Origin of the sequence: Actinomadura sp. NPDC000929 (assembly GCF_040492065.1) — a bacterium.
GTDB classification, from domain to species: Bacteria; Actinomycetota; Actinomycetes; order Streptosporangiales; family Streptosporangiaceae; genus Spirillospora; species Spirillospora verrucosospora.
On record NZ_JBEUPA010000007.1, the window covers coordinates 24,803 to 43,326 of the forward strand.

Consider the following 18,524-nt stretch of genomic DNA (forward strand, 5'->3'; position numbering starts at 1 on the left):
CTTCGGAGTTGTCTCCAGCGTTGGCGAACGGGAACGCCTGAAAGGCGATCTTGTCGCGGGTAGGCAGGGCAAGGGCGGCCGTTGAATGCCGGCCGCCACCGCTGGCCCGGATGGGACCGCGAGACGGGCGAAGTCTTGGCCCACTTCGGTAGCGGTGGCGTGTTCAGATTCCGGTGGTGGGCTCGCGTGGGAGGGGTCCTGGGGGCGTGAGCGGAGCGGTTGGCGTGGTGGCGTCGGTGCATGTCGTAGGCCTCACCGCCGGTCTGCTCGCCTACCTGGCCAGCCCGACCGGCCACGTCACCACCATCGATGTGGATGACGACATCATCGAGCGCCCGCACCTCACTGGCCGCCGCCGGCATCGAAGTGATTCATGCAGTCCGGGAAATGCCAGAACTTGAGAAAAGTCGGGACAAGCGTTTTGCGCAGGCGGTGGAACTATTACTCTCACTGACCGAAGTCCGCTGGCGAGGTCAATACCAGGCTGCTGATAGGCCAGACATCGACGCCCTAGCTGCCGAGGCAGAAGCGGCAGCATGGCGCTGCCAGAGTTCCGAGCTCGTGATCCGCACTAAGCTGCTGTGTGGCAAGACCCTACTCGTAACCCAAGGCTTAGTGCCTTCCCTGGGCAAGCTCCGCACGGCCGTGGATCTAGCCAAGCAGCATGCTGATCATGTCTCGCTCTTCGTTGCCCGTGTCGAGTATGGACGCCAAGTCTCCAAACGACGGTTGACTGACGGGCTTACTCAGTTGCAAGAGGCAGAGCACATGTACATCTCCGACCCACGTCTTCGCGACAGCGATGACCCGGTTCTCCGACGCACCCGCAACTTGGGAGAGATGCAACTTGGCATCACTCTCTTTGACAGTGGAGACCTCAGCGAGGCCTTGACTCGACTGCGCCGTTGCACCGAGCGGTTACGCGAGGATCCATTGAATGTAGAGCTGCCCATAGCACTCAACTACCTAGCCCAAGTGTACAAAGGCCTCGGCCTTCATGATCACGCCGAGGCGATCTTGTGGGAAGCTCTCAGCTTCGAGAGCGCCCGCGGAGGTGACAGTGGTTGGCACGCCTACAACACGGCCCTGCTCGCACGCCTTTTCGCAGAGCAATCAGCTGGCTACCCTCGAGCCCTTGAACTGATTACCGATGCGTGGGCGGAGACAGAGAGGACGCTGCTGGCCAACCTTATTCCCCTCGTCCGTAAGCTGTATGCCGAGATTCTGCTACTCGCTCCCAACAGATCCGAGCAGCTCCTTAAACAAGCAGAACAGTTGACCGTCGCCACCTGTGTCGAAACCCAGCGCAATGGCATGATCCGTAGCAAGATCGCAGCGCATTCCCTGCGTGGTCGTATTGCGCTGCGACAGAACGATGTGACTACTGCTCAGGAGCAGACCCGCGAAGCCGTACGCATTCTAGAAGAGGTCGGAGATATGCCGGCCTTACGAACGGAAGACGTCTTGTACCACGCTGCGGTCGCTATGGCTGCTGGAGACGAACAGGAGGAAGCTCTAGCCCTTCTTGGTAAGGCGCGGCGTGAGATAGCGCGTAAAGCAGAGCTAATTGCGGACAGCGCACTGCGAAGTAGCTTTCTTGCTCAGGTCCCCCTCAACCGCTCAATCCTCGCAGGTGAGGGGATCGGCCGATGGTGTTCTTAGGTGCATCAGCTATAACCCCATTCATCGGTTGCAAAGAATGAGTTTCTTTGACCTTGACCGTGCTGGTCACAGAGTCGTTGCGGTGGGCGGAGTCGGCCGGTAACGCGGCGAGGCCCCTGGTAGATCCGAAGTCGACCAAAACAACCGCACTGCCAGAATCTTTGGTGTTGTTCTATCGCGCTGCGCTGGATCCTGCCGCCCGCTACCCGCACCTTCGTGGCCGAGATGATCGAGTGCTGATCGCGCTGGCGAGCGCTGTCTTCCGGCGGCCAGGCGCTACTGGTGCTGGTGCACCTTCGCTGCAGCGAGACCTTCGCCCGCCTGGCCGCCACGTTCGGCGTCGGCGTCGCAAACGCGCACCGCTAGCGTCAGCGAGGTCATCCCCTGTTGGCTGACCTGACCCCGGACCTGCGGGAGGCGATGCGGATCGCACAGCGCAAGGCGTATGGAACCCGGACGGCACCCTGACGCCGATCGACCGGGCATCGGGCGAACGGCCGGTTGTACTACAGCGGCAAGCACCACCGGCACGACGTGAACATCCAGTTCCTGACCGGCCCGCACGGCCGGCTGATCTGGGCCTCGCCCGCGTTGCCGGGCTCGGCGCACGACCTGACCGCGGCCCGCGCACGGCATCATCGACGCGCTCACCAACCGCACGATCGCCTGCAACGCCGACAAGAGATACGTCGGAGCGTGCGGCGCAATCGGAATCCCCTTCAAACGCAGGAAGCGCCGTAAGCTCGGCAAACAAAGCCTCCTCGCCGTTCTCGACGACCTCCTCCAAGTGGGCCTGGTTGGGGTTGCCGGGGTATGTGGTGCGCTTGGGTGCGGCGGCGGTATTGCGCATCGCCGGGTGGGGACGTTGCTGGTCGAGGAAGAGTAATTACTTTAGATCAAGTCAGCCGTGTTGGTGACCTTGCTGACGGAGCCGTTGGCTGGCTGCCGCCCGAACCCGTCGTGTCCTTCCTTGGCTGGCAAGGAGGGCGAGGGCATCGGGTGATGTCAGAACTTCGACGGCCTTTCGCTGGAACCAGTCGGATGCCGCGGTGACTTCGGCGGCCACCCATGGTTCGTCCTGAGCGATAGCAGCCAGCAGCGTCCATTCGGTCAAGCGGCGGGTGAGAAAGTCCCGCTCTCCGATGACGCCGGTCATGGTGTGGACCCAGTCAGGAAACCGTTCGTCGGTCAGCAGGAGGCGTGCCCGGTCGTCGATGTGGCGGGCCACTGCGGACTGTGCCATCTCCTGGTCTGGGTCCTGCAGGATCTCGTTCACCAACGTGGGCTCATCGTCGGCGCCCACGGCGGCCAGGGCCCGCAGGTGGCAGGCGTAGCGGCGGTGCTCGTCCGGCTCGGCGGGGCCGTCAGTGGGGCTGCTCACGCGGCCGCTCCTTTGGGACGCTCGACAAGCCGGCTGCGGTCGTAGCGAGCCCCGGCGCGGACGAGGGCGACCCGGCGGGGGGCGTTCACTACGCGCCGGCGGGCCTGGGCCGGCTCGATCAGTTTGCACGCCATGGCCGACGCGGCGGCCCGCGAGCCGGGTCCTTTGGTGACCTTGGTGCGGTGCCGCATCGTGGCGAAGGTGCTCTCGATCGCGTTGATGCCGTGCGCGGGGGATGAGGTCCTGCACTGTCCTGACGGGCATCAAGTAGGTGTCCCCGGCCGGGACCCAGTAGGCGGTGATCTTCAACGCCACGATGGCGTGCGCGCCCTGCTGCGCCGCCTGGTACGCCAGGCGGTCGAGGCCGTGCCCGATCTCGGCCTCGTCCGTCCAGACCGGCCAGGCGCGCTCCACCGGCCCCGCGTTCGTGATCGGGACGCCATCGGTCGTGTAGATCGGAATCACCGGATCGTCTTCCCTGTCTCGGCACGTCGGACAGCGACCATGATGTCCGGGCGCCCGCGGCCTACGGCAGGGATCCCCGCCCGGACGTGAGCGTGAGGTCCCCAGGGGCGCGCGGGCGAGTTACCAGGGTTTGGTGGTCCTGTACTTGTTGCCGCCGCCGTTCTTGATCGACGGGGTGGAGCACTTGCCCCAGACCGGCGGGCTGCCCTTCCCGCCCCAAAGGATCATGGGCTTCTTCTTGTTGCCGTAGCTGTTGCCGTAAATGTTCTTGCTGAAGACGTTGCCCTTGCCGCACCCCTCGCCCTTCGTCGTGTCCCGCCACTCGCTGAACGTGGCATAGGAGCCCGAGCGATAGAACTTGTTGCCACTGACGAGGTTGTTGCTGCTGACGCGGACGCGGACGGGGTCGCCCGTCACGTACTCGAACCTGTTGCCGGAGATCGTGCTCCTCGAAGTCCGGACGAGATAGATGCCGTGCATCTTGCCCGAGTTCTTCAATTTGGAGAACAGATTGTTCTTGATCTTCAGCCCGGAGGAGCTCTCCGTGTGAATTCCGCCGTACCCTTTGGAACCGCTCAGATTCTTGAAGACGTTCCCGGTGATGGTGATATTCGTGTTGCCCTTCAGCCTGATCCCGTTCGGGGCGTTCTGAAACGTCTTGCCGGAGATGGTGAAGCTCCCGTACCCGGCCTTGATGCACAGGAGGTAGGTCGCGCAGGTCGTCTGGCCGGGGTAGCGGGCGGCCCGCGCGGTGTTCATCCGCGACCCGTCGAAGACGACGCGGCCCGTGCCCGGGGCGGTGTCGAAGACGATGCTCGACCCCTTCGGGGAGTAGTCCCAGACGATGGGCTCGGTGAGGTGGTGGACGCCTCCGACGATGAGCAGCCGCACGTGCTTGACGCCCCGGCGCTTCGCGACGTCCTGGACCTGCCGGAAGGACGTGAAGGCCGTGGACTTGGCATTTCCATCCCGTTTCGCGAGGCCGGACACGCCGGATTGGCCGGGGTCGACGAAGAAGACCACCTCGCCTGGCGCGGCGTTCGCCGGGGCGGCGAGCGCGGCGCCGGCCAGCACCACCGCGGCCGACATCGAAAGAAGCACAGTTCTGCGCATGTCCTCGCCCTTTCCCACCGTGAACGTTTTCTTGGCAGGATTAAACCCGGCTCCCCCGGATCCCGTCCAGCCGGAAAGGAATTCGCTCCGGCCGGAAGACCCCGCCCATGATCATGATCACGGATGAGAGGAGCCTGCTCGCCGGTTCCGGCGGGCCGGTGACCCGGAGCCGGATCAGCCGCGACCTGGAAGTGCTCGGCCTCGGCCGCGGCGATGCGGTCATGTTCCACACCCGCATGTCCGCCATCGTCTGCGTGGCCGGCGGGCCGCAGACCGTCATCGGCGTGCTCGGTGACGTGGTGGGACCGTGGGGCACGCTCATGACGTACTGCGGCTGGAACGACGCACCGCCCTATGACTTCGTCACCTGGCCTCAGCCCTGGCAGGACGCTCTGCGCGCGGAGCACCCCGCCTACGACCCCGGTCTCAGCGAGGCCGACCACGGCAACGGACGTCTCCCCGAGGCCCTGCGCCGGTGGCCGGGGGCGGTGCGCAGCCGGCACCCGGACGTCAGCTTCGCGGCCCTGGGGGCGGCGGCCGACTTGACCGCCGACCATCCGTGGGACGACCCTCATGGCGCGAACAGCCCGCTCGCGCGGCCGGTGGCCCATAACGGCCGGGTCCTGCTGCTGGGCGCTCCCCTCGACACCATGACACTGCTGCATCACGCGGAGGCGCCCGGCAAAAGGTTCGTGGACTACGAACAGCCCATCCTCGTGAACGGCCGGCGGGTCTGGCGCCCTTCGGCACGCCACAGCGAAGTTCAGGGAAGATCAAGTCTATTGCGCTCTCCCGCAATTGACGTCCCGCCGGGAGCGGCAGCGTGCAACCCACCGTAAACAAGGAGGCTCGTCTGTTCCCCAGCGAGCCGAGCTAATCAGGGTTATCGGGGGATGGCGGTTCAGTGAGTGGACGGGCTGGTGGCGTGAGCGTGTGCCGGTGGCATGGCCAGATACCCCCAAGGTGGCGGGCAAGGCGGTCATCGTCAGCGCGCACTACGACAGCGTCCCCGGCTCGCCCGGCGCCAACGACGACGGCAGCGGAACCGTCTTGTGCCTGGAACTGGCCCGCGTCCTGAAGCGGCTCCCCACCCAGCAGGCCGTCTGCGTCTGCCTGTGGAGGGCGGAGGAGAACGGCCTGGTCGGCGCCCGGCACTACGTGAGGCAACTCGACGACGCGGGCGCCGAGCAGATCACCGGCTGCTTCCAGAACGACATGGTCGCCACCAGCCACCCGCAGGCGGGCACGTACTGGCTACTGCCGGTGGACGGCGCGGACGACACCACCACGGCCGCCGTGAACGCCGCCGCGCAGCGGCTCGGCTACGCCGACCAGAGCAAGGGCCCCACCGCCCGGGGCTCCAGCGACCACGAGGCCTTCTACGAGCGCGGCATCCCGGCGGGCAACTTCAGCTGGCGCGGCGGTGAGTCGCCCAGCCGGCTGGAGCCCCTCTCCACACCCCCGAGGACACGATCGCCCAGAACGTCAGCCCGGAACGCCTCTGCGTCTCCCTCGAACTGATCGGCTGCGCCCTCTACGACGTGGCCCGCCGCAAGAGACGCGGAACCCGGCCGGACACGCTCGGCGTGTCCGGCCGGTTCGCGCCCGAGCGCGGGCACCAGCACACGGAGGACATGAGCCGGAGACCTGTCAGGGCCCTGTGCGGGTTCTCCGGGGCCGCTCGGTCGCGGCCGTGATGTTCTCCCGCATCGTGGCGAGGGACACCGGAGCACGCAGCGCCTTCCGGCAGGCGATCACCACTCGGGGCCAGTTGACCGCGACCGCACCGGCGAACTCCCCGGCGGGGTCGGCGTACAGGACCGCGAAGCCGTGGTCCGGATCGGCGCCGGGGAGGATGACGTGGTCAAGGCCTCCGCCCGTGCGGCCGACCATCTGGATCCGCCAGTCGTACTGGTCGGTCCATGCGTACTCGACTGGGTCGTGTGCCTGGAGATCGTCCGGGTGCGTGATGTTGTGGGCGACGCGCTCGGCCTGCTCGACGGCGTTGGTCCAGTGTTCGGCCCGGACGAGCCGGCGGCGCCGGGGATGGAACCAGCGGGCGACGTCGCCCACGGCGTGGACGTTCGATGCACCGCGCGCCCGGCTGTACCGGTCGCACACGACGCCGTCCGCGACGGTCAGTCCCGAGCCGCGGACCCACTCGTCGTTCGGCACCGCGCCGATGCCCACGACCACCGTGGCCGCGGGAAGGCGGGATCCGTCGTCCAGCCCCACCACGAGCCCGCCGTCGACGGCCTCGACGCCCGTGACCGCTGCCCCGAACCGGGTCCGCACCCCGCGGTCGGCATGGAGGCGGGCGAAGCGCCGGGCGACGGCGGGACTCAGCACGCGGCCGAGCGGAGCGCGCGCCGGGTCGACGAGCGTCACGTCGGCGAGACCCATCGCAGTGGCGGTCGCCGCGACCTCGGCGCCGATGAAGCCGGCGCCGACGACGACCAGCGGCCCGCCGCACCTCAGGTCCTCGCGCAGCGCGACCGCGTCGTCCAGGGTCCGCAGCACGTGCAGGCCGGGCGGGGCGCCCCACGGGGAGGGACGTGGCCGGGCACCGGTGGCCACGACGAGCTCGTCGAACGCCAGGCGCCGGCCGTCGGCAAGTTCGACCGCACGTCCGGCCACGTCCACGGCGGTCGCGGGAGTCCCCAGCTCCAGCCGTATCCCGGCGGCGTCCGCCGTGTCCTCGCCGAGCAGGGTCAACTCCCCGCGGGTCGCCGTTCCGGCGAGGAAGGCCTTGGACAGCGGCGGCCTGTCGTAAGGCAAGTGCTCCTCGGCGCCCACGAGAACGATCTCGCCCGCGTGCCCGGACGAACGCAACGCTCTGGCGGTGCGCACGCCCCCGACCGAGGCGCCGACGATGACGACGGTCGACACGCTCACCCCGGGCTCACGCGGATGCGCCGATCGAGGCGTACCTGGTCTCCAGGTACTCCTGGACACCGAGCTCGCCGCCCTCGCGGCCCAGGCCGGACTGCTTCACGCCGCCGAACGGCGCCGAGGCGTCGGAGACGTGTCCCCGGTTCACCCCGACCATCCCGCACTCCAGCGCTTCGACGGCCCGGACGGCGCGATCGAGGTCCCGGGTGTAGACGTAGCCGACCAGACCGGACTCGGTGTCGTTGGCCAGAGCGAGGCCCTCCTGCTCGGTCGAGAACCGGTACACCGCGGCGGCGGGGCCGAAGATCTCCTTCCGTGCGATCTCGGCGGAGGGCGGGACCCGATCCAGCAGGACGGGCCTGAGGAACGCGTCACCGGGGCCGGCCGCGCCGTAGTGGACGACGGGCTCCGCGCCGTGCGCCACGGCGTCGTCGACCAGCCCGACCGCGCGATCCCGCTGCGCTTCGTTGATCAGCGGCCCGAGGGTCGATCGCGGATCGTCCCCCGGGCCGACGACCTGGGCGCGCAGCCGCTCGGCCAGTCCGCCGACGAACCGCGACGCGACCGAGTCGGCGACGATGAAGCGGTTCGCCGCGACGCAGGACTGCCCGCCGTTGCGCAGCTTCGCCGCGACCGCGCCCTCGACGGCCGCGTCGACGTCGGCGTCGTCGAAGACGACGAAGGGCGCGTTGCCCCCCAGCTCCATGGAGGTTCGGAGCACGCCGGGCGCGGCCAGCGCCAGCAGCCTGCGGCCCACCTCGGTGGATCCCGTGAAGGAGAGCTTGCGGATCCGCCGATCGCCCAGGACCGCCTCGACGAGCGGGCCGGGCCGGCTCGTGCCCAGCACGTTGACCACCCCCGCGGGCAGCCCCGCCTCGGCCATCACGCGGGCGAGGAGCAGAGCCGACAGCGGTGTCTCCTCCGCGGGTTTGAGGACGACCGTGCAGCCCGCCGCGAGCGCCGGCGCGACCTTCCGGGTGATCATCGCGAGGGGGAAGTTCCACGGTGTCACCAGCAGGCACGGCCCCACCGGCCGGTTCAGGGTGAGATGGCGCGCGGTGCCGTCCGGTGCCGTGCGGAAGGTACCGGTGAGGCGGACGGCCTCCTCCGAGTACCACCGCAGGAAGTCGGCGGCGTAGGCGACCTCGGCACGCGACTCCGCCAGCGGCTTGCCCATCTCCAGGGTGATGAGCGCGGCGAAGTCCTCGGCCCGGTCGTGGACGGCCGTGAAGACCTCGTGCAGCAGCGCGGCCCGTCGCCGAGGCGATGTCGCCGACCACCGCGGGAACGCCGCCGCCGCCGCGTCCAGGGCGTCCGCCGCGTCCTCGACGCCGGCGTCCGCGACGGTCGCGATGACTTCCCCGGTCGCGGGGTCGAGGACGGGGAACCTCGTACCCCCGCGGGACTCCCGCCACTCCCCGCCGACGAGCATCCCGGTCGGCGGGGACGCCGACCCGGGGGTCCGCTGGCCGACGGTGTCAGTTCCTTGCTGCATCGGACGTCCTTCAGTAGCCCTGTGTGGTGTCCGCCGGCCGCCGGTGCGGCCGGGGGTTGGTGCACGCGGTCCCGCGCGCCCGAGACCGCGCGGTCAGTCGGACGCGACCAGGTTCACGTCGCTGTGGCCGGCCGAGCCGGACCGGGCCTCGGCATAGGAGGCGCGCAGGTAGGCGATGTCGTTGCTGCCGCACTCGGCGCAGATGGGGGCGCGGTCGGGCGTCGCCGGGTTGCGGTCCATCTCCTGAGCGATGTAGTGCCGTTCGCACGAGGCGCACAGGACCCTGGCCTCCCAGGGGTTCTCGACCTCCGAGCGCGGGTCGAACGGGCGGCGCAGCACGACCTGCCGCTCGCCGGTGGCGAAGCGGCCGGCCGCGTACATGACCGCCGCGAGCACGAACGTGATCGGCGCGGACCACGTCGCACCGAACGAGCCCGCCGCCTGGACCAGGGTGATACCCGCCGCCGACGCGGCGAGCCAGGAGAGCAGGCCCACGGCGTTGAAGGCGGGGATCCGGCCGGGCCTGAACTCGAACTCCTCGGCCGGGCGCCGGTCGCGCCGGGCGAACGCCAGGTACACCAGCGCGATCGCGACCCACGCCACGACGAAGACGCCCTGCCACTGCAGTGACTTCAGCAGGTAGGAGATCGGGTTGGTGAGCATGAGGCCGAACGCGGCGATGCCGACCAGGACGACCCAGGCGCGCCGCGACAGGTGGATCTTCAGCGCGCGGGCGAAGAAGCTCTCGGCGTTGATGCTCGCGAGGTAGTAATTGGCCGTGTTGATCCTGGTCTGGCTGATCCACACCAGCGCCACCCCGAAGATCCCCGCGAGTTTCACGATGCCCTCGACCGCGGAGAGCTCGCTGAGCGGAGCGTTGGTCACCAGGGTGTGGGCCAGGTAGATGCCGACGACCGCGTTGACCACCAGGGTCAGGATGTAGAAGAGGGGGCCGAAGGTGAGCCGCCGGTGGTACGCGGCGTCGCCCGTCTTGGCCAGCCGCGCGTAGTCCCAGGTGAAGGGGATCATGATCCAGACGCCCATGTAGGTCGTGAACGCGAAGAACCATCCGGGCGCGTGCAAGTTCGTGTCGGCCACCGGGCCGGCCGTGAGCCAGTCGTTGGAGTAGCCGTGGCGCGCCACCGCCCAGATCACGACCACGATGAGCCCGATGTAGTAGAAGGGCAGGAGGATGCCGTTGATCTTGTCCAGCCACTGGCGCACCCCGCCGATGACGATGGGGATGCTGTAGGCGGCCACGACGAAGTACCAGAGCTGGATGGAGCCCCAATCGGTGTACTGGTGCAGCACTGACGCGATGACGGAGCCCTCGAACACGCCGTAGTAGAGCGCGGTGGCCCCGATGATCAGTGGTGCGACCACCGACCCCAGGTAGCCGAACAGACAGCGCGAGAACAGCGCGCTGGAGATCCCGGTGCGTGCGGCGTAGCGGCTGATCAGCCCGCCGATCACGCTGTAGGCGATGGCGGAGAGTCCGAGCCCGATCAGGGTGTCCACGGTGCCCGCGACGAGGGCGACGGTGGCGCCGACGATGAGCCAGAACATCGCGCTCGCGAAGGCGTACCAGGCCATGAGCAGCGACACGCGGCCGGAGCGCCACGTGAAGGGGGCGACGTGCAGCGCGTAGTCCTCCGTCGCGGCGTTGCGCACGACCTCCGGGTCGTCGTGGTCGATGATGTGGAGCGGTCTGTTTCCCGGTGCCAGGCGTTCGCTCATGGCCGTCTCCTTGGAGAGATCTCGTCGGGTGGGTGACGATTCGGTTCGTGGGGTTCGTCGGTTGCGGGGTCGTCGAGACGGCGGAAGCCGGTGAGGACGAGGAATTCCTCGCGGCTGCCGCCTGGGGAAAGCGCGTCGCCTTAGTCGCCGATGGCCGATCGCCCGGCGAACGTGCGCCGGAAAGGCCCGGGGTCGTCGACCGCGATGCTCACGTGGCCGTCCTGGAGAGTGAGCCGGATCTCCCGGGCCGCGCCCGCCCCGCTCCCGCCGGCGCCCGCGACCAGCTCGGAGGCGACCCGCAGGGCCTCGTCGATCAGGTCGGAGGCCAGGCCCCAGCGGAGCAGGGTGTCGCGCGTGTGCCGGTGGGCGGCGGCCGCCGGCCGGGTCGTCCCGGTGAGGTCGAGCCGGCTGGTCCGCGACCCGGTGACGCAGCTCGTGTACGTCCGGCCGGCGGGCCGAGCGGCGGCGTTGGATTTGCTCATGATCTGTTCCTTGAATTGCCGGCTGGACACGTTCCCCGGCAGAGATAACCGCCGGCACGCCTTTCACTGACGTTCTCGATGGGACGCTCGGTCGAAATCGAACGAACGCGGTGAGGGGGTCCACGATCAGATGTGAAGTGCTTGATCAGGGTGTAATCCCTGGTCGTCGCCCTAGATACTCGCCCCGGCCTTTGGGGCGGGCAATAGTGAAGAGTGAGAGAACCGGGTGATCGGATTGTGCAGGTCTCCGACCGCTGCGTCCCGTCGCCGGGCTCGCGCGTGGCCGGCCGTCCCGCCCAGGACCGGTGAGCCGCCGGCCGGCTGACGGTGCGGCCCCTTCCAGATCCCGGACGTGGGCTCGAATCCACAGCCGGTGTGTGGGAGACCTGAACAATCCGATCGTGTCGTTCTCTCACTCTTCACTATTGCTTGCTCTAGGGGCCCGGACGAGTATCTAGGGCAACGACCAGGCATGACGTCTGAATCGGGCACTCCCGGGGCGCCCGCCCCGGCCCGAACACCTAGGTGCAGGAGGTGCGGGATGGCATCGCGCGTCGCGGTGGACGTCGGCGGTACCTTCACCGACGTCTGCGTCCTTGGGGAGCACGGGGAAGCGCCCCGCGTGGCCAAGGTGCCGACGACGGCCGGCTCCCCGATCGACGGTGTGATGCGCGGCATCGCACAGGCCGGCGCGGATCTGGCCGACACCTGGTTCTTCTGCCACGGCACCACCGTCGCCACCAACGCGCTGCTCAATCGCACGTTCCCCCGTGCCGCCCTCGTCACGACGCGTGGATTCCGCGACGTGATCGAGATCAGGAGGGGGACGAAGGAAGACCTGTGGGACGCCTACAAGGACGTCGCCCCTCCCTACATCGCGCGCCGCGACCGGCTCGTCGTCACCGAACGGGTCGATGCGACCGGCCGGGTGATCGAGCCACTGGACATGCGCGAGGCCCGCGAACTGGTCGAGACGCTCCGGCGCAGGCAGGTCCGGACGGTCGCCGTCTGCTTCGTCAACTCCTACGTCAACCCGGTGCACGAGATCGCGATGATGGAGTTCCTGCGCGCGGAGCTGCCCGACGTCGCCGTCTCGGTCTCCAGCGCGGTGCTGGACGAGATCCTCGAACACGAACGCTTCTCGACGACCGTGGCCAACGCCCTGCTGTCACCGTTGATCGGCCACTACGCGGCGAGCCTTGAGCAGAGGCTGGCGGAGTCCGGATACGCCGGCAGGCTCCATCTGATGCACGGCGGCGGAGGCGTGATGACGACGCAGGCCGCGCAGCGGCACGCCGCGCGCCTCGCGTCCTCGGGCCTCGCGGCGGGCGCGGTGGCGAGCAGGCACATCGCGCTGGCCTGCGGCTATGAGAACTCACTCGGCCTCGACATAGGCGGTACCAGCGCCGACATCTCCATGGTGTCCGGCGGCGAACTGAAGATCACACGGAACTGGTCGGTGGACTTCGGGCACCCGATCTGCTTTCCGAACCTCGAGGTGCTGACCATCGGAGCCGGCGGCGGCTCGATGGCGTGGGTCGACGACGGCGGCGCGCTGCGCGTCGGCCCGCAGTCGGCCGGCGCGGATCCCGGCCCCGCCTGCTACGGGCTCGGCGGCACGGCGGCGACCACGACCGACGCCCAGCTCGTCCTGGGGCAGATCGACACCTCGCTGGCCGCGGGGTCGCAGATCCTCGACGTCGAGCTCGCCAGGCGGGCGGTGCGCCGGATCGCCAAGGAACTGAGCTGTTCGCTCGAGGACGCCGCGGTCGGCATCCTGCGCGTCGCGTCGGCGAATCTGGCCGACGCCTTGAAGATCGTGTCGATCCGCCGCGGGCAGGACCCGCGCGACTTCGCGCTCGTCGCCTTCGGCGGCGCCGGCCCCATGCACGCGGTCCACCTGGCCCGCGAGCTCTCCCTCCCGGCGGTCGTGATCCCACCGCATCCGGGTGTCACCTCGGCGTTCGGGTGCCTGCTCGTCGACATCAGGCACGACTCCAGCGCCATGTTCATCCGCGAGGCGCACGCGGCCGACCCGTACGAGATCGAATCGACGTTCCTGAGGTTGGAGTCGCACGCCCGTAAGAGCCTCCTCGATGACGGCGTCGAGACCGAGCGGATCAGCATGCAGCGGTTCATCGAGATGCGGTACCGGGGGCAGTCGCGCTCGATGCCGATCGCCGTGGACCAGCCGGTCCGGGCGATCGACGGCCTGGTCGAGAAGTTCCACGTCCAGCACCGCGGCGAGTTCGGATTCAGCCGCGACCACTCCGATGTCGATCTCTTCCAGCTGTCGGTCTCGGCCCTGGGCGTCATCGACAGGCCGCGGTTCGGGGTGGCGGGCCGCGGAAACGGCAGGCCGGTCGAACCGGTGGGGCGGCGGATGGTCAGGTTCGTCGAGCCGCGATGCCGGCTGGAGACACCGGTGTACGACCGGTCCGACCTCTACCCCGGCGTCGAGGTCACCGGCCCCGCGGTCATCGCCCAACCCGACGCGACGACGCTGGTCCCCCCGGACTGGACGGCGCTGGTCGACCCGATGGAGAACCTGCGCATCTCCATGAACGCGGACAGGTAGGCATCATGGCGAATCAGCGGGCACTGCTGCAGATGATCGAAGACGACCGGGCGGACGACCTCGACCCGGTGACGGCCGAAGTCCTGCGGAACGCGTTCATGACCGCCGTAGACCTGATGGCCGAACAGCTGCTGCGCACCTGCCACTCCTTTGTGATCCACGCACGCGACTTCTCCGGCGGGCTGTGCGACGCCGCCGGAGACACCGTCGCGCAGGGCAGCCAGGATGTCGCCGTGCAGGTGGGAACGCTGCACTTCGCCGCGAAAGCGGTGCTCGACGCGTTCCGCGGCGACATCTATGAGGGCGACGTGTTCATCCTCAACGATCCGTACTGCGGCGGCACGCACTTCAACGACGTCAGGGTCCTGCGGCCGGTCTTCAGCGAGGGCGCGCTGATCGCCGTCGCCCAGTGCAACGGCCACTGGGCCGACGTCGGCGGCTCCGCGACCGGCTCCTTCGACCCCAGCGCGACCGAGCACTTCGGAGAGGGGCTCCGGATCACCCCGGTCCGGATCTGGTCGCGCGGACGCTACCTGGCGGACGTCGGACGGCTCATCGCCTCGAACACGCGGTCCCCGGAGGACGCCGAAGGGGACCTGCGCGCCCAGGCCGAGGCGACCCGGGTCTGCGAGCGCGAGGTCCACCGGCTCATCGAGCGCTACGGCCGGCGGACGGTCATCGCGGCGTTCGGGGCGTCCCAGGCCTATGTCGAACGCGTCGTGCGCCGGCGGCTGTCGAAGCTGCCCGACGGGTCGTGGGAGGCGGAGGACTTCATCGACGGCGACCCGGGCGCGGGCGAGGGCCTGGTCCCGATCAAGGTGCGGATGCGGATCTCCGGGGACAGTGTCCACTACGACCTCGGCGGATCGCATCCCGCCATCGGAAGCTTCCTCAACTCGGCCTTCGGCGGCAGCTTCTCTGCCGTGATCGCCGGAACCAAGCCCTTCTTCCCCGACGTGGCGCTCAATTCCGGTTTCTACCGGGCCGTAACGGTGGACTTCGGCCCCCGCGGGACGGTCGTCAACGCGTCCTGGCCCACCGCGGTCACCGGGTTCTACGCGGGGCCGTACGAGAAGATCGTGAACGCCATCTTCCGGATCTGGTCCCAGATCATGCCGGGGCGCGCGATCGCCACCTCGTTCAATCTCGAATACCTGCTCCTCGGCGGAAGGGACGTGCGCCACCACGGCCAGGAGCAGTTCATGTACTACGACTGGATGGCCGGCGGCTGGGGCGGGCGCAACGGGAAGGACGGGTCCAGCGCCACGGCGTCGATCTTCGGAGTCGGCCACGCCCTGCAGTCGACCGAGATGCAGGAGCTCACCTCCCCCATCGTGACCCGCACCTGCGAGCTGAAGACCGACTCGGGCGGGCCGGGCGAGTTCCGCGGCGGGCTCGGAATGGTGAAGGAGGTGATCCTCACCGACTGCGAGGGGGCGGTGATGTCCTACTGCTCCGACCGCGCCAGATCGGTGATCATCGGCAGCCTCGGCGGGTCGCCCAGCTGCCCGCACGGCCTGTGGGTCAACCCGGGTTCCAGCGGCGAGAGGTACCTGGGCGCCCTGGCGTCGCGGGTCCCGGTCGTTCCCGGGGACTCGCTGGAGCGGCCTTCGGCAGGCGGCGGCGGGTACGGCGATCCCCTCCGCCGGGCCCCGGGGGCCGTCCGCGAGGACGTCATCGACGGCTACGTCTCGATCGACCGGGCCCGTAAGGACTACGGCGTGGTGGTGGTGCGCGACGCGGACGACCCGGACCTGCACCGGGTCGACGAGGTCGCGACCGCCGCCGAGCGCCGGAGACTGCGGGCGACCCGGGCGGGTCTCCTGGAGACCGACCCGGTGCGCGTCGCCCAGCGGTACCGGGACGGCGAGCTGACCGCCTACGACCTCGTCCGGCAGTACGGCGTGATCGTCGACTGGGGCTCGGGCGAGCTTCTTCCGGAAACCACCCAGAAATATCGCGCGATCCTGCGCGAGCGCTGCTGCTCGCATTGGCTCGCCGAGTAGCGGCACGAATTCCTGACAAAACATGGTCGCCATTCCCGGGCGTGAGCGCGCGGGAAAATCGAGAGGAGCGGTTCCTTATGGCGCTGCTGGAACGATCAAGTTGGTACGACATCGCCCGCGACACGAACTGGACGCCGCGGTACGTCGAGATCGACGAGCTGTTCCCGCCGGACCAGAGCGATCCCTACGGGATCCCGGTCGAGGAGTGGGAGTCCTTCGACGAGCCCTACAAGGTCTCGTACCGCGAGTACGTGAGCGTGCAGCGCGAGAAGGACGCGGGCGCCTACTCGGTGAAGGCGGCGCTCGCCCGTTCCCGCTACTACGAGGACGCCGACCCCGCCTACCTCAGCATGCTCAAGCTGCACTACGGGGCGATCGCCCTGTCGGAGTACGCGGCGTGCCAGTCCGACGCCCGGATGACCCGCTTCTCGAAGGCCCCGGGAATGCGGAACATGGCGACGTTCGGCATGCTCGACGAGATGCGGCACGGGCAGATCCAGCTGTACTTCCCGCACCAGCTGGTGACCCTCGACCGCCAGTTCGACTGGGCCCACCAGGCGCACCACAGCAAGAACTGGGCCGCGATCGCCGGCCGGCACGCGCTCGACGACGTGATGATGACCCGGGACGCGGTGACGACCTCGGTCATGCTCAACTTCGCGTTCGAGACCGGCCTGACCAACATCCAGATGATCGGCCTGTCGGCGGACGCGGCCAACATGGGGGACTACACATTCTCCAACCTGATCACCAGCATCCAGTCCGACGAGGCGCGGCACGCGCAGATCGGCACTCCGGTCCTGGAGATCCTGATCAGGAACGGGCGGAAGGCGGAGGCGCAGGAGGCCGTCGACATCGCCTTCTGGCGGATCCACAGGCTCTTCGCGATCCTCACCGGCATCCCGATGGACTACTGGATCCCGCTCGACAAGCGCGACCGCTCCTTCAAGGAGTACATGACCGAGTTCGTCGGCGAGCAGTTCGAGCGCCAGCTGCTCGACCTCGGGCTGGAGCGCCCGTGGTACTGGGACATCTTCCTCGAGGACGTCGAGACCCACCACCACTGCCAGGCGGCCGCAACGTGGGCATGGCGCAACACGCTGTGGTGGAACCCGACGGGCAACGTCGGCCCCCGCGAGCGGGCCTGGCTGGAGAGCAAGTACCCCGGCTGGAACGACACGTTCGGACGGTACTGGGACGTGATCATCGAGAACATCCGCGCGGGGCACCCGGAGAAGTCCGAGGCGATCGGCATGCCGGCCATATGCAACATGTGCCAGATCCCGATCTCGAACAAGGGCGGAACGGTCTGGCAGGCCCGCGCGCACCAGCTGGACCACGAGGGCCGGCTGTACAGCTTCTGCAGCACCGTCTGCAAGTGGATCTTCGAGCTCGAGCCCGACCGGTACAAGACCTTCGACACCATCGCCGACCGGATGTACAACGGCGAGATCTCCCCCAACACGCCGGAGAACATCCTCAGATACATGGGCGCCGGCGTCATCAGCCCCGGCGGGACCGACGCGCACGACCTGGCCTGGGCGCACGCCTGACGGCACGCCCCGCCCCCCGCACCGGCCGGGGGCGCGGGCCGCGGCCCGCGCCCCCGGCCGTCCTTCAGGAACGAGAGGAGACCGAGATGTCTACGCCCCTTGCCGTGATCGGACGGCTCCAGTACGACGCGCACACCCGGATCATCGACGTCGAGACCGGTTACACGATGGACGAGGTCGTGGAGGCCTGCCTGGCTCCCGCGGTGGGATACCAGGCCCGCCACCCCAAGCCGGGCGCGACCCTGCTGGTCCGGCTGACCACCGACACCGACGACGCGGCGCCCTTCCCGCGGACGATGACGGTCGAGGAGGCCGGACTCCGGCACTTCCAGCAGATCGACGTGTTCGTGGCGGAGGGCGAGTGAACGGCGCCGGGTCCGCCGACCTTCCCGCGGGGGTCGGGTCGGCGGACCGGCGCAGGGAGGGCGGGGATCGGACGGCCTCCGCGCCGGAGGCCGAGTTCCACGAGGTCTGCGCGGAGGACGACCTGTGGGCAGGGGAGATGCGGCTCTGCTCGGTCGCCGGTGTCAAGGTGCTTCTGCTGCGCACCGATGACGGTGACATCCGCGCCCTGCAGAGCATCTGCCCGCACCAGGAGCATCCGCTCGAGAACGGCGACTTCGACGGCACGACTTTGATCTGCGCGGCCCATCTCTGGGAGTTCGACGCGTGCTCGGGTCAGGGCGTGAATCCGGACGACGCGGAACTCGCCCGGTACCCGGTCGAGGTCCGCGAAGGCAACGTCCTCGTGTCGGTCAAGGGAATCAAGCGAAAGTACTCGCACGCCTGAGACGGTGACCGCCGATCACCTCGTCGAGGCGAGAACAGGACAGAACATGACCACCACACCGGTGCACGGCGGGTCGAATCTCGCCGGCCCGCTGTTTCGCGGCGGCGACATCTCCGTCGTGGCCGTAGAGGCGATCGAGCAGGACAACCCGGACAAGGAGATCCACGTCGCCGACCACCGGACTTACGTCCGGGTCGAGGCGGAAGGGGGACTGGTGATCCGGCGCCGGACGATGGAGCAGCTGCTCGGCCGGACGTTCTCGATGCAGGAACTGGAGGTCAGCCTGACCGGCTACTCCGGTCAGATCGAGACGCACGACGAATACATGCGCTGGTACTTCCTGAAGCAGTCCTGACGTCCACCCCTGAAG

16 protein-coding genes and 2 pseudogenes are annotated in these 18,524 nt (G+C 68.7%); 11 read left to right on the forward strand and 7 right to left on the reverse strand.

The window, feature by feature from the left end:
- Positions 1-315: 315 nt before the first annotated feature.
- From ABWI04_RS04525 to ABWI04_RS04535, 3 genes are all read left to right on the forward strand, one after another.
- Entirely contained in the window at positions 316-1,662 is a 1,347-nt protein-coding gene (locus tag ABWI04_RS04525) for a hypothetical protein (protein ID WP_353831510.1), read from the forward strand.
- A 255-nt stretch (positions 1,663-1,917) separates the two neighbouring features.
- On the forward strand, positions 1,918-2,028 hold the full coding sequence (locus ABWI04_RS04530) for a transposase family protein (RefSeq protein WP_353831565.1): 111 nt from the start codon (positions 1,918-1,920) through the stop codon (positions 2,026-2,028).
- A gap of 135 nt (positions 2,029-2,163) precedes the next feature.
- Complete coding sequence (locus ABWI04_RS04535) at positions 2,164-2,403, forward strand: transposase family protein (RefSeq protein ID WP_353831511.1); 240 nt, start codon at positions 2,164-2,166, stop codon at positions 2,401-2,403.
- A gap of 160 nt (positions 2,404-2,563) precedes the next feature.
- Here the strand turns inward: ABWI04_RS04535 and ABWI04_RS04540 are convergent, their stop codons facing one another.
- The 3 genes and pseudogenes from ABWI04_RS04540 to ABWI04_RS04550 form a co-directional block, all read right to left on the reverse strand.
- Positions 2,564-3,043 carry a hypothetical protein gene (locus tag ABWI04_RS04540; protein WP_353831512.1) on the reverse strand — a complete coding sequence of 160 codons (480 nt, stop codon included), beginning with the start codon at positions 3,041-3,043 and terminating at the stop codon, positions 2,564-2,566.
- Positions 3,040-3,261: pseudogene (locus ABWI04_RS04545) on the reverse strand (hypothetical protein); the annotation flags it as partial. The gene ABWI04_RS04540 and the pseudogene ABWI04_RS04545, both read right to left, overlap by 4 nt.
- A gap of 367 nt (positions 3,262-3,628) precedes the next feature.
- Positions 3,629-4,597 carry a right-handed parallel beta-helix repeat-containing protein gene (locus ABWI04_RS04550; RefSeq protein ID WP_353831513.1) on the reverse strand — a complete coding sequence of 323 codons (969 nt, stop codon included), beginning with the start codon at positions 4,595-4,597 and terminating at the stop codon, positions 3,629-3,631.
- Between the two features lie 137 nt (positions 4,598-4,734).
- On the opposite strand from ABWI04_RS04550, the pseudogene aac(3) reads away from it, so the two are divergent.
- Together aac(3) and ABWI04_RS04560 are read left to right on the forward strand one after the other, a co-directional pair.
- A pseudogene (gene aac(3), locus ABWI04_RS04555) lies at positions 4,735-5,361 on the forward strand (aminoglycoside 3-N-acetyltransferase); the annotation flags it as partial.
- Between the two features lie 199 nt (positions 5,362-5,560).
- Positions 5,561-6,142 carry a M20/M25/M40 family metallo-hydrolase gene (locus tag ABWI04_RS04560; RefSeq protein WP_353831515.1) on the forward strand — a complete coding sequence of 194 codons (582 nt, stop codon included), beginning with the start codon at positions 5,561-5,563 and terminating at the stop codon, positions 6,140-6,142.
- Positions 6,143-6,271: 129 nt separating this feature from the next.
- Here the strand turns inward: ABWI04_RS04560 and ABWI04_RS04565 are convergent, their stop codons facing one another.
- The 4 genes from ABWI04_RS04565 to ABWI04_RS04580 form a co-directional block, all read right to left on the reverse strand.
- The gene (locus tag ABWI04_RS04565) at positions 6,272-7,516 is read right to left on the reverse strand and encodes an NAD(P)/FAD-dependent oxidoreductase (RefSeq protein ID WP_353831516.1); all 1,245 of its coding nucleotides are present in this window, start codon (positions 7,514-7,516) and stop codon (positions 6,272-6,274) included.
- A 7-nt stretch (positions 7,517-7,523) separates the two neighbouring features.
- Complete coding sequence (locus tag ABWI04_RS04570) at positions 7,524-8,945, reverse strand: NAD-dependent succinate-semialdehyde dehydrogenase (RefSeq protein WP_353831566.1); 1,422 nt, start codon at positions 8,943-8,945, stop codon at positions 7,524-7,526.
- Positions 8,946-9,101: 156 nt separating this feature from the next.
- Complete coding sequence (locus tag ABWI04_RS04575) at positions 9,102-10,745, reverse strand: purine-cytosine permease family protein (RefSeq protein WP_353831517.1); 1,644 nt, start codon at positions 10,743-10,745, stop codon at positions 9,102-9,104.
- Positions 10,746-10,885: 140 nt separating this feature from the next.
- Positions 10,886-11,227 (reverse strand): hypothetical protein, encoded by a 342-nt coding sequence (locus ABWI04_RS04580; protein ID WP_345180074.1) that lies wholly within the window; start codon positions 11,225-11,227, stop codon positions 10,886-10,888.
- A 541-nt stretch (positions 11,228-11,768) separates the two neighbouring features.
- Here ABWI04_RS04580 and ABWI04_RS04585 point away from each other — a divergent pair.
- The 6 genes from ABWI04_RS04585 (at position 11,769) to ABWI04_RS04610 (ending at position 18,509) form a co-directional block, all read left to right on the forward strand.
- Positions 11,769-13,805: a hydantoinase/oxoprolinase family protein gene (locus tag ABWI04_RS04585; RefSeq protein ID WP_345180072.1), complete on the forward strand. Its 2,037-nt coding sequence runs from the start codon at positions 11,769-11,771 to the stop codon at positions 13,803-13,805.
- Between the two features lie 5 nt (positions 13,806-13,810).
- On the forward strand, positions 13,811-15,811 hold the full coding sequence (locus ABWI04_RS04590; RefSeq protein ID WP_353831518.1) for a hydantoinase B/oxoprolinase family protein: 2,001 nt from the start codon (positions 13,811-13,813) through the stop codon (positions 15,809-15,811).
- Positions 15,812-15,888: 77 nt separating this feature from the next.
- Entirely contained in the window at positions 15,889-17,364 is a 1,476-nt protein-coding gene (locus ABWI04_RS04595) for a YHS domain-containing protein (protein WP_353831519.1), read from the forward strand.
- Between the two features lie 86 nt (positions 17,365-17,450).
- Positions 17,451-17,729 (forward strand): toluene-4-monooxygenase system B family protein, encoded by a 279-nt coding sequence (locus tag ABWI04_RS04600; protein WP_345180068.1) that lies wholly within the window; start codon positions 17,451-17,453, stop codon positions 17,727-17,729.
- Positions 17,726-18,154 carry a Rieske 2Fe-2S domain-containing protein gene (locus ABWI04_RS04605; RefSeq protein ID WP_353831520.1) on the forward strand — a complete coding sequence of 143 codons (429 nt, stop codon included), beginning with the start codon at positions 17,726-17,728 and terminating at the stop codon, positions 18,152-18,154. The genes ABWI04_RS04600 and ABWI04_RS04605 overlap by 4 nt, the downstream gene beginning before the upstream one ends.
- A gap of 46 nt (positions 18,155-18,200) precedes the next feature.
- Positions 18,201-18,509: an MmoB/DmpM family protein gene (locus tag ABWI04_RS04610; RefSeq protein WP_339153614.1), complete on the forward strand. Its 309-nt coding sequence runs from the start codon at positions 18,201-18,203 to the stop codon at positions 18,507-18,509.
- Positions 18,510-18,524: the final 15 nt, after the last annotated feature.

Bases quoted from the DNA above. Each gene is read 5' to 3' on its own strand.
- ABWI04_RS04525 (WP_353831510.1), top strand. From the start codon at position 316: ATGACGACATCATCGAGCGCCCGCACCTCACTGGCCGCCGCCGGCATC.
- ABWI04_RS04550 (WP_353831513.1), bottom strand. From the start codon at position 4,597: ATGTCGGCCGCGGTGGTGCTGGCCGGCGCCGCGCTCGCCGCCCCGGCG.
- ABWI04_RS04570 (WP_353831566.1), bottom strand. From the start codon at position 8,945: ATGCTCGTCGGCGGGGAGTGGCGGGAGTCCCGCGGGGGTACGAGGTTC.
- ABWI04_RS04575 (WP_353831517.1), bottom strand. From the start codon at position 10,745: ATGAGCGAACGCCTGGCACCGGGAAACAGACCGCTCCACATCATCGAC.
- ABWI04_RS04580 (WP_345180074.1), bottom strand. From the start codon at position 11,227: ATGAGCAAATCCAACGCCGCCGCTCGGCCCGCCGGCCGGACGTACACG.
- ABWI04_RS04585 (WP_345180072.1), top strand. From the start codon at position 11,769: ATGGCATCGCGCGTCGCGGTGGACGTCGGCGGTACCTTCACCGACGTC.
- ABWI04_RS04590 (WP_353831518.1), top strand. From the start codon at position 13,811: ATGGCGAATCAGCGGGCACTGCTGCAGATGATCGAAGACGACCGGGCG.
- ABWI04_RS04595 (WP_353831519.1), top strand. From the start codon at position 15,889: ATGGCGCTGCTGGAACGATCAAGTTGGTACGACATCGCCCGCGACACG.
- ABWI04_RS04600 (WP_345180068.1), top strand. From the start codon at position 17,451: ATGTCTACGCCCCTTGCCGTGATCGGACGGCTCCAGTACGACGCGCAC.
- ABWI04_RS04610 (WP_339153614.1), top strand. From the start codon at position 18,201: ATGACCACCACACCGGTGCACGGCGGGTCGAATCTCGCCGGCCCGCTG.